General features: G+C 37.5%; 7 protein-coding genes. 3 read left to right on the forward strand and 4 right to left on the reverse strand.

All coding sequences use genetic code 11. The annotated features are described in order from the left end of the window. Positions 1-63 precede the first annotated feature (63 nt). The 4 genes from B154_RS0123760 to B154_RS0123775 form a co-directional block, all read right to left on the reverse strand. Positions 64-708 carry a carbohydrate-binding family 9-like protein gene (locus B154_RS0123760; protein ID WP_018616864.1) on the reverse strand — a complete coding sequence of 215 codons (645 nt, stop codon included), beginning with the start codon at positions 706-708 and terminating at the stop codon, positions 64-66. A 135-nt stretch (positions 709-843) separates the two neighbouring features. Further along, a complete protein-coding gene (locus B154_RS0123765) occupies positions 844-2,181 on the reverse strand; it encodes a Gfo/Idh/MocA family protein (protein ID WP_018616865.1) in 1,338 nt (445 codons plus the stop codon). 172 nt (positions 2,182-2,353) lie between these two features. After that, positions 2,354-3,448 carry a substrate-binding domain-containing protein gene (locus tag B154_RS0123770; RefSeq protein ID WP_018616866.1) on the reverse strand — a complete coding sequence of 365 codons (1,095 nt, stop codon included), beginning with the start codon at positions 3,446-3,448 and terminating at the stop codon, positions 2,354-2,356. A 295-nt stretch (positions 3,449-3,743) separates the two neighbouring features. Further along, positions 3,744-4,769, reverse strand: a complete 1,026-nt coding sequence (locus B154_RS0123775) for a LacI family DNA-binding transcriptional regulator (RefSeq protein ID WP_018616867.1) — start codon at positions 4,767-4,769, stop codon at positions 3,744-3,746. Positions 4,770-5,106: 337 nt separating this feature from the next. On the opposite strand from B154_RS0123775, the gene B154_RS0123780 reads away from it, so the two are divergent. The 3 genes from B154_RS0123780 to B154_RS0123795 all read left to right on the forward strand — a co-directional run bounded on the left by B154_RS0123780 (position 5,107) and on the right by B154_RS0123795 (position 10,469). Then, a complete protein-coding gene (locus tag B154_RS0123780) occupies positions 5,107-8,196 on the forward strand; it encodes a SusC/RagA family TonB-linked outer membrane protein (RefSeq protein ID WP_018616868.1) in 3,090 nt (1,029 codons plus the stop codon). Positions 8,197-8,227: 31 nt separating this feature from the next. Then, positions 8,228-9,796 (forward strand): RagB/SusD family nutrient uptake outer membrane protein, encoded by a 1,569-nt coding sequence (locus tag B154_RS0123785; protein ID WP_018616869.1) that lies wholly within the window; start codon positions 8,228-8,230, stop codon positions 9,794-9,796. 397 nt (positions 9,797-10,193) lie between these two features. After that, entirely contained in the window at positions 10,194-10,469 is a 276-nt protein-coding gene (locus B154_RS0123795; RefSeq protein WP_018616870.1) for a hypothetical protein, read from the forward strand. The last annotated feature ends 45 nt before the right edge of the window (positions 10,470-10,514 follow it).

Consider the following 10,514-nt stretch of genomic DNA (forward strand, 5'->3'; position numbering starts at 1 on the left):
TAGTTTTAAAGATAACTGAGCCAGAAATATTTTTTTCATCTTTGGTAAAACAACTTAAAACCCCTATAAAAATTTCAAATCACCAAAATATTCTGATAAATGAAAATCAGGATTTTCAGATTCAATATTGTTCCATACCACGTAATGGGGCTCAGGCAAATCATCACCACATTTATAAAAGTTTACCTTACAATCCTGGTTCTTTAAAGAAGTAAATGAATGATAAGAAAATACTTCAAATGGTATCATCAAGGTAAGATTCCAATTTATCCCATCTGTTCCGAGACTATTAAAAGTTGTAATTACAGATTGGTTGTTAATTTTCTTTATAATTGTTTCTGGTAGTAGTTTACGGTTCGCCCTGTTTTTCCCGTAACCCAGCAGGCAAGTTCCAAAGCAATTAAACTCAAAATTGTAATACTCCTTTTCATTTCCAAAAGAAATAAAAAACTCTACGCAGGTATCTTTATAAACCGGCTCGTTTGATGTACAATAAACGGCCCGAATATTTTTTTCGCTGACGTAATATTTTAATAAGATGCAATTGGGTCCATATGCAATTGCAAAAGACACATTTGGTTTATAGGTATAAAAAGGCCACGGCGTTATTGCAATTTGGTTTCTTACAAGGCTATCAGCTTCTAAGGCAAGTTTTTCAATATTGCTTTCTGATCCGACAGAATCAATAAATGGCACTGAAAGTTTCAAATAATATTACTTTTTGCTTTATAATTGTTGTAATCTCTATTCTAATAAAAACGTCTGATTAATCTCTGACCTTAGGTTTTTTGCACTAAAGCCATAATAATACAATCTGCATTATCAGTTTATGATTCTTTGATTTCAATAGGAATCGTTAAGCGCAAATACGGGTTTACGGTTTTGCCATTTTCCACTGGTAAAATCAGGGAATTTTTGCGGAGCACCACCGTTTGCAATAGATGCTTCAGAAAGCGGCGCTATTACACTCCACGCGGCAGCATCATAAACATCAATTGGCGGGGCAATTTTTCTTTTAACGGTTTCTACAAAGGCGTTCATTACAAAAAAGTCTATACCTCCATGACCGGCGTTTCCAATATCACTGTCTAAACGTTTCCAAAGCGGATGATCGTACTTTGCAAGTAGATCCGCAGATGGCTCCCATTTATCATAAGGACTTGTTCCTTCGAGATAAATATTATTTCCATCATTCATCCAAATACCATTTGTTCCCTGAACACGGAAACCCAGGGAATAAGGCCGTGGTGAATTGGTATCATGCGTTAATAAAATTGTTTCACCATTGGCAGTTTGTATGAGGGAAGAAACAATATCGCCCAAATGAAATTTAACCTTTGCATTTGGATGATCTTTTCCACCGTTATCAACTATGTATTTATGCAGGCCTCTTGATTTTGTAGCAACAGAAGTTAAAGAAACAAACTGGTTACCTCGATTTATATTTAAAATATTAGCTATTGGGCCCATACCATGAGTAGGATACACATCTCCGTTTCGTTTTACAGAATGTTCTGTACGCCAGTGTGCCTCATGTATACCTTTCGCTCCAAACTCAACGCCAGGTTCAAATTTCACCTTTCTTAAATCATGCTGGTAGCCGCCGTGGCAATGCAGTATCTCACCAAATAAACCCTGCCGTACCATATTTAAGACAGCCATTACATCACGCCTGTAACAGACGTTCTCCATTATCATACAATGCGACCCGGTTGCTTCTGATGTGTTTACTAAATCCCAACATTCCTGAACTGTATTTGCAGCAGACACCTCGACACCTACGTATTTTCCGGCTTTCATAGCAGCAACAGCCATTGGAGTATGCCATTCCCAGGGAGTAGCGATAATAACACCATCAATATCTTCCCTTTTTAAAAGATCGAGAAAGGCATGATCATTTTTGGAGTACACTTCAGCTTTTTTGTTACCTGCTTTTGTTATTAAGTCCTGTGCTACGGCAATTCGTTCCGGATCAATGTCACATATAGCAGGTATAGTCACATCCTTTCTTAAAAGAATATTTTCAAGATGATCGGTGCCTCGCAGCCCTACACCTATCATTCCAAGACGTACTTTCTTTTCAGCAAATTCTGAAAAAGCTAAAGCAGGTGTTACAGAAATGCCGGAACCTAAGATTAAACCTTGGCCGATAAATCTGCGGCGGTTAATTATTTGACTCATCAGAAATATTAATTGAGGAAGTTGTGCCCGCACACAATTTAGTAAAAGTTTTATAAGACTGTAATATTTTTTAAAATTGAAATAGTTTTAAATTTAAAAGGAAGTACAAATTATATCTGTAAGCATAAAAAATACTGCTGATGAACCTATTAACAATATGAAAAGATTTGGCCTAACCAGATACATTCAAATCTGCAAGGTTATTACCTTCTTCTACATAATAACTGAGGTTTTCTTTGGTAACGATATCAAGGGGCAGGTATTTTAAACCAGGCACTTTCTTTTTAAAAACCAGGTAATCCGCCAAATGGTGTATTCCCCAAAAACCCTGTCCCTTTGGATTTTGATTTATAAGAAAACTGATTGATCCATTATTTAAGTAATGTATATTTTCAGAAATTAAATCATACCCGATTATTTTTATGTTTGAAATTTTTTTGTCCTCAAGATATTTTGCTATAACATGAGCTTTGGAAGTCGTTACAAAAATACCTGCAAGATCTGGCGTATTACTAATAATCTCATCAAGCCTTTTATTGAAAACTTTCTGAGTGCAGCGGTTTAATTCAATTCTTAAAATGGTATACTTTTTATCCAGCTTATTTTTGGTGAAATAATTTCGAAAACCTTGCTCTTTTGTAATCAGGTGTGCAGCGTTACTTATTTCTTCGTCTATGTGAGCTATTAAAACAGAGCAAGGATCCGGCAGTCCATACTGTAGTAATTTTCCTGCTAAACATCCGCTTTGAAAAGAGTCCTGGCCTATATAGCTCAAAGGATCATATTCGGCAATTTGAGTATTAAATAATACAAAAGGAATATTTTGATTTTTCCATTTTTCAAAAAAAAGCAAACTCTGGCGATAGAATATGGGAGATAGAATAATGCCATCAACATTATCTTCTGAAACTTCATTTGCTTTTTCTATAAATGAATTGACATCATAAGGATTAAAAATATATTGTTTTACAACAATTCCATACTGTTTAAGATCCTTTTCCGCTTTTTCTATTCCGGATTTTGGAGCTTCCCAAAACGAATCAGTTAATGGGTTGGGGATTAAAGCAGCAAGCAAATACACTTTATGTGAACCTAAGGCACGAGCCATAAGATTTGGCTCATAATTCATCTCTTCTAAAATTTTTAAAACATCTTCTTTTACTTTTTTAGATACCCTTCCTCTATCGTGTATTACCCGGTCTACCGTTCCTGTTGACACGCCTGCTTTTTTTGCAATGTCTTTTATGCGCACTATATTATTTATCATAAATAATGAAAATACAATTTTTAAGCATCTTTAATATCTTAAATTAAATAGTCAACAAAATTACCAACAGCTGTGTAGGATTTAAAGATTATCTGAAAAGTATCGCTTCTGGCGAGGTGTTTATTTGCTGTTGTAAAGAATTATAGAATGCTATTTATAATAATTATTGAAACAAAATTTAAAAATCAAACAAAGCATAATCAATATAGAAAAAATTAACTACAATTACTTATTGTATCACGGGCGATAGAAGATTTAAAAGTGATCATCTTTTGCGCTAATAAAGGAAAAAGAATTACTGGCTATTACGGATTACCAACTTAGATTCAATGATAATGTTGTTATAAGAAGGAGGTATATTTTCATCTTTGTTTTTGTTTAATAAGTCCAATAAAATTTCTGTAGCTTTCTGCCCTTGCTCATATGGAAATTGCTCAACAGAAGCTGCAGGCGGAAAAGCCGTATAATGACTAAGGGGCAAATTTGCATAACTTACAAAAGTAATATCTTCATTTATCTTCATTTGCTGCCCCCTTGCATATTGCACAGCATCTAAAGCAACATAATCATTGAAGGCAACAATAGCGGTAGGTTTTCTACGCATTGTCGTTAGTTGCCGCATAGCATCATACGTGCCTTCCTTCGTCAGATCTGATGATACTATTAAAATTGGGTCATACTTTAGCCTGTGTTTCTTTATGGCTTTTAAATATCCTTCCAGCCTTTGCATGCTTGCCATCATTTTGTCCGGCCCATTGATCATCCCAATTATTCTATGTCCTTTATTTAATAAATAGCTAACTGCCTGTAGTGATCCCGATTGTATGTTACACGCTACATAATGAATATCAGGCATATTTGGAATCCGGTCAAAAAACACAACAGGTATTGCATATTTTCTTAACGCCTCGAAATGGTCAAAATTTATGGTATTCTTTGATATAGATACAATCAACCCATCGACGCGATGATTTTTCATCGTTTCGACAATTTGTTTTTCACGTTCTTCCTGATCGTGCGATTGCCCTAATAAAACAGTGTAATTATGTTTATTAGCAGTATCCTCAATAGCAGAAATAGCAGTAGAAAAAAATGCTTCAGATAACTCAGGCAGAATAACACCTAAAGTAAAAGTTTTTCGCTGCTGAAAAAAGATAGCTGTCTGGTTGGGCTCATAATTTAATTCATTTGCCACTTGCCTAACACGCATTTTCGTTCGCAAACCTATACTTGAATGATCGTGTAAAGCCCTAGACACCGTAGAAACTGAAATATTAAGCCTTTTAGCGATTTCTTTTATTGTTGGTTGTTTAAATGTCATAAATGAACAATTACTAAAAATTACGCAAACGTTTGCGCTACTTTCTCAATCGTTTGCACCCAGCTTTTAAAATTGGTAACTGAAAAAATATTTTTCGCACTAGATAAAAATATTAACTTGAACAAAATTTTAACAATTTATAGTAAAATTCTCATAATAAGTTTTTTTTAAAGAATTTTTATTTCAAATATTTCAGTAAGAAAATATCAGTAAGAAAATAATTGATTTTTTAGAAATGAAAATGAGAAAATCAGCCTTCCTTATATTTTATAATAAGGAAATTTAAAATTGACTTTAATTGTTTGAGTTTATTAAAACAAACCACAACACCACAACTATGAATTCGCAAATTGCTTTTAAAGCTTTTGTCCTAATTTTTTTAAGCGGACTACCTGTTATTTTACACACCAAAGTTTCCGCGCAGGCGGTGTCTTCCTCTTCGCGAAAAACGGTATCTGGTAAAGTAACTGATGAATCAGGGAATGGTCTTTCTGGTGTAACAGTTACTATAAGAGGAACACAGCAAGCCACACAAACGGACGCTAACGGCAATTACACAATTAATGCACCATCAAATGCAACGTTAGAGTTTTCATCTGTAGGTTTTGCCAGAAACACAGTCGAAACCAAAGGGAAAAGTACTGTAAATGCAACTTTAAGCGCTCAAACAAGTAATTTAAATGAGGTAGTTGTCGTTGGTTACGGAACTCAACGAAAAGCTGACCTGACAGGTGCTGTGGGTTCAATAACAAGAAAAGATTTTGCTAATAAACCTTTTACCAGTCCGGACCAGATTTTGACTGGCCGTATAGCAGGTGTTAATATCACAAATCGTAGTGGAGATCCCGGTGCTCCTATTGAAGTGCGCATACGTGGTATTGGTACGGCCGGTAATAACCAGCCGCTTTGGGTAATTGATGGAGTACCTGTTGCAACAAATACAAGTACGATAACTGTAAACACAAATAGCGGTACTGAATCGAACCCTTTGTCCGGTATTAACCCAAGTGATATTGAAAGTATTGATGTATTAAAAGATGCTTCTGCTACTGCTATATATGGTGCCCGTGCAAATAACGGGGTTATACTGGTCACTACTAAGCGGGGCAAGGCAGGTACTGCCGTACTTAGTTACGATGGATATGTCGGTGCTCAAGCGGTTCCAAAGGATAAATTATTTAAAGTGCTGAACACAGAGCAGTTTATCAAATTTCAAAAGGAGGGAATGGATAACGATTTTTCAGCTTTTGCCGGAAAACCTACTGTGGATTGGCAGGATTTGGTGTATAGGACCGGAGTTGCCACTACCCATAACCTCACTGTATCCGGTGGAAACCAAAATGCCACTTATAGTTTTGGGGGAGGTTATTTCAAACAGGAGGGTATCCAAATAGCCCAGAACTTCGCCAGGTATTCGGCTAAAGCAACTTCAGATGTAAAAGTTGGTAAATACCTAAAATTTGGAGAGTCTCTTTTATTAGGTAGAACTGAAAGGCAGGTACAATCAGAAGAAACGATGAATTCAGGATCTATTGCGACTACAAATGCTCCTTTTTTTCAGCCCTATAAGGCAAACGGGGAGTATAACCCGTCGAGTACCGCTAATACGGGCGGTGCGTCCGCGCAAAACCTGCTTTGGCAAAATGATCCGGGGGCGGGCTATACTAAATTGCAACATAACAAAATATTAGGAAACCTGTATGGAGAAATCGAACCAATAAAAGGTTTGAAGTATAAAGCCAGCATAGGTCTTGACTATAACGAAGCAACAGGTGTATTTTATCAGAATGCTATTGATTTTGACGCCAGTGGCGCCCCACGAACCTCACTCATAGTAAATGAGCAGCCAAAAGAAGCAACGCTTACCTTGACACATACGCTTACTTATGACAAAACTTTTGGCAAAAATAAACTTACTGCTTTAGTTGGGTATGAGCAAACCAGTTACCTGCTACGTAGGTTAAGGGTACAGGCTAACGGCCTGTTTAACCCTCCTTTAGGATTAGCGGGTGGAGCAGGCGCATTTGGTTCTTCAGAAACTGCCGATCATTGGAATATCCAGGGTAAATTGGCCCGCTTGTTTTATTCATACGACGAGCGGTACCTGCTAACAGCTACGATAAGGGAGGATAAATCGTCACGGTTTGCTAAAGCAAATAATACAGGCTATTTTCCATCCTTCTCGGTTGGATGGAGGCTTAGCCAGGAGAAATTCTTAAAAGACTCGAAATTGTTTAATGATCTGAAAATCAGGGCTGGATGGGGTCAGTCTGGCAATCAGTTTACTGGTACTAATTTTTCCTATCTCCCTGCGCTTAGCAGCAATGTAAAGTACGTGGTTGGCAAGGGCAACCAGGCCATTGTAACTGGCTACGCCCCCGTTTTGTTCGCTAATCCAGACTTAAAATGGGAAACAGCTATTCAGACAAATATCGGGCTTGACTTTTCCATGGTTAATTACAAGCTAAGTGGTTCTGTTGATTATTTCAGCAGGACAACCAAAGATTTGTTGATAAGCATTCCTGTAGCTTTAACTACCGGTTTTTACCAGTTTGCCGATTTAAACTCGGGTACTTTAACCAACAAAGGAGTTGAAGTTACTCTAAGTTACAGGGACAAAATTGGCGACTTTGGCTACAATGTTAGTGGTAATTTTACGCATGTAAAAAATCAATTTACGAAGCTTCCTGAAGGAATTGATTATATTCAGCTCAACGATAAGCGAATTTCGGTGGGCAGGCCATTAGGTTATTTTTACGGGTATAAAACCGATGGTATATACCAAACCGATGCTGAAGTACCCACTACAGAAGGATATGCTGGTGCAAAGGCGGGAGATATTAGATTTGTAGACGTGAATGGAGATAAAAAATTAACAGATGCCGATCGTACTTTTTTAGGAAGCCCTATTCCCAAATTTTTTTACGGAATGAGCTTAAACGGCAATTATAAGTCACTTGACTTGTCAATTGTATTGCAGGGCGTAGGTAACTATACGGTTTTTGACGGTCCTCGTTCAGGTCTGGAAAGCATGAGTGGAACTAGTAACCAAAGTGTTGCCGTGCTGGAGAGATGGACTCCGACTCATAAAACCAATAGCATGCCCCGTGCAAATAGCAGCTACAATACCAGCAACGGCTTTACTGATCGGTTTTTAGAAAACGCTGCCTTTCTTCGCGTAAAAAACCTGCAATTAGGTTACAACATAAAATCAATTTCCAGTGCGACTAAAGGAGTTATTTCTTATGCCCGTTTTTATATAGGTGTATCGAACCTTTTTACATTTACCAAATACAAAGGTTACGATCCCGAAGTTACAAGGCAGCAAAGTTTTGCAGGGGGAGAAAACCAGTTTTTAAATGGATATGATAACGGTAGTTCACCGCAACCAAGAATGTTTCAGTTAGGCTGGCAAATTAATTTTTAAAGTATACAAATCACAAGTATAAATCTTCTATATGAATATTAGAAAAAAATTTTTTCTACGTTTTCTTTTGGTAATTTTAGCCGCTATAAGCGTGGCAGCAATTGTTGTTTCCTGCAATAAACTCGATTTAACACCATTGGATAAAACCACGACCTCCACTTTTTTCAATAAAAAATCTGATTTTGAAGGAGGCCTCTTTGCCGCCTACTCATCTATGCAGGATTTATATGCCGTTAACAGTGCCACAAGTTTTGGCGGACATAACGGGGCTGCCTCTTTTTGGGTAACAAGCATGCTTGCAAGCGATGATGCGCAGTTTAATACTTCTCAAAATAATTCAGACGTTGAGGTAATGGATGTAGATGCGCTGAACTTAAAACCAAATAACCGATTCATTTACACTGTATATGCCGAAACGTATGAAGGAATAAACAGGGCCAATATTGTGTTGGAGCAGGTTGATAATGGCAGAAACAATCTTACCGATGAGGAGAAAAAGGTAGTTGTTGCAGAGGCAAAATTTATAAGAGGTTTCTTTCATTTTTTGGCCGCTCAAATGTGGAAAACAGCCCCGCTAATAACGGAAACAGCTAAAAAGCTTCAGCAAACTTTTAAAAATAGCGATCCAACAGCCCTTTTGCAGGCGAGTTTGGATGATTTCAAGGCTGCGGCTATAGATTTGCCAACTTCATGGGATGCCGCCTTTACAGGCCGTGCTACCAAATGGACAGCTCGGGCTTACGAAGGAAAAGTGGACGTGTGGATGGGAAAATGGGATGATGCCGTAGTAGCCTTTGAAGATGTTGAAAAAAATGCCGGTTATCAATTGCTTCCCCAATACGACGATAATTTTGCCGTAACAAATGAGAACAACAATGAGTCCATATTTGAAATTCAGTTTGGCGGACCTTACTCAGATGATAACAGCTGGATATTAGACGATAATGGCAATGAAGACTTTAAATCTACCCAGGGAACATCTCGCCAATCGTTCTTTATTGCACTTACAGATGCAGGAGCCAATCGCTGGTTCGTGCCGACCAGGAAACTAAAAGACTTGTTTGACGAAGAACCTGCTGACAAAAGACTGGATGAATCTCTGTACTATAAAGAGGGTGAAGACTATACAGTATATGAAACAGGTTCAAATGTAATGAAATCAGGTGTGTTTACTACGGCGCTCACTGGTCCTACATCTCTTTCTCCTACAGGCCTTGCCATAAAAAAATATTTAGGTAAAAAAAATGCTGACCCTGCTTATTATCGACAGGGGGTTAGCTTTAACAATGAGCGCTTTTTCCGGTATTCTGAATTGTTGCTATTGCACGCGGAAGCTTTATTAAGCGGGGGTAAACCTAAGGGCGGAAGTGTTTACCAAACGGCAGATGCCCTTGTAAACGCAACAAGGCAAAGGGCAGGGTTATCACCATTAACCGGCGTTTCTATGCAGCAGCTTCAAAAAGAAAAACAAAAAGAGCTTTGTTTTGAGCCCGCCAGGTATTTTGATATGATACGATGGAATATCGGGGGAGCTAAAATATTCCCCTTCCCGCAAGATGAAATTGACAGGAACCATGGAAGCCTGGTACAAAATCCGTAACAGAGTAATATATTATTATACTTATATTTGTTGATAGCTAGTAGCCTTTAAAAAACATGATACATACAGTTTTTAGGGAAGTTTCTTCATCCAAGAGAGCGGGTGCATTTTAATTTGCGAAACTTTTAGCAGCGCGTAAATTCAAAATCTGGGAAATGGCAAGTTGGTAATTTAGAATCTTCTGATAGAAGCAAAATTTGCCCCAATCAATTGCATGGCATCTGAAGATTTTAATGCCGATGGTGACTTGGATATTTTATGTACGGGAAATTCGCGTAACAGAAGCACAAACAAGCCCTTACGTTGCTGCGCGTAGTTTTCTTCTTGGGTAAATGGCAAAGGGAATTTTACGGTAGACAGGAAACAGATCGATGTTATCGGAGATGACAATGCGGTAGTGGAAATAGCAGGTACAAATGATTCGTCTATGTTTCTTAACACCAGCAGTTCTAATAGTCTTCATGCTTATCGTTTGAATAAGCCTAATCATAAGTTAGGTCCCTTTAATCCGGATGATACTTACACAAGTACTACCTTTCGTAACAGTATGAAATGCTGGCAGCAGTTTTATTATGGCAGTTCTTATCTATCACAATCCAGTGGTCGATTAACAATTTCACCCAACATTCAAACGGTTGTTATCTATAGTTTTTTTGAAGAAAACGCAAATTGAACTTTTGAATAAACGCAAAAATCATATAAATCCAATTTTCAATAC

The sequence above is a fragment of the Segetibacter koreensis DSM 18137 genome, from assembly GCF_000374045.1.
Lineage (GTDB): Bacteria > Bacteroidota > Bacteroidia > Chitinophagales > Chitinophagaceae > Segetibacter > Segetibacter koreensis.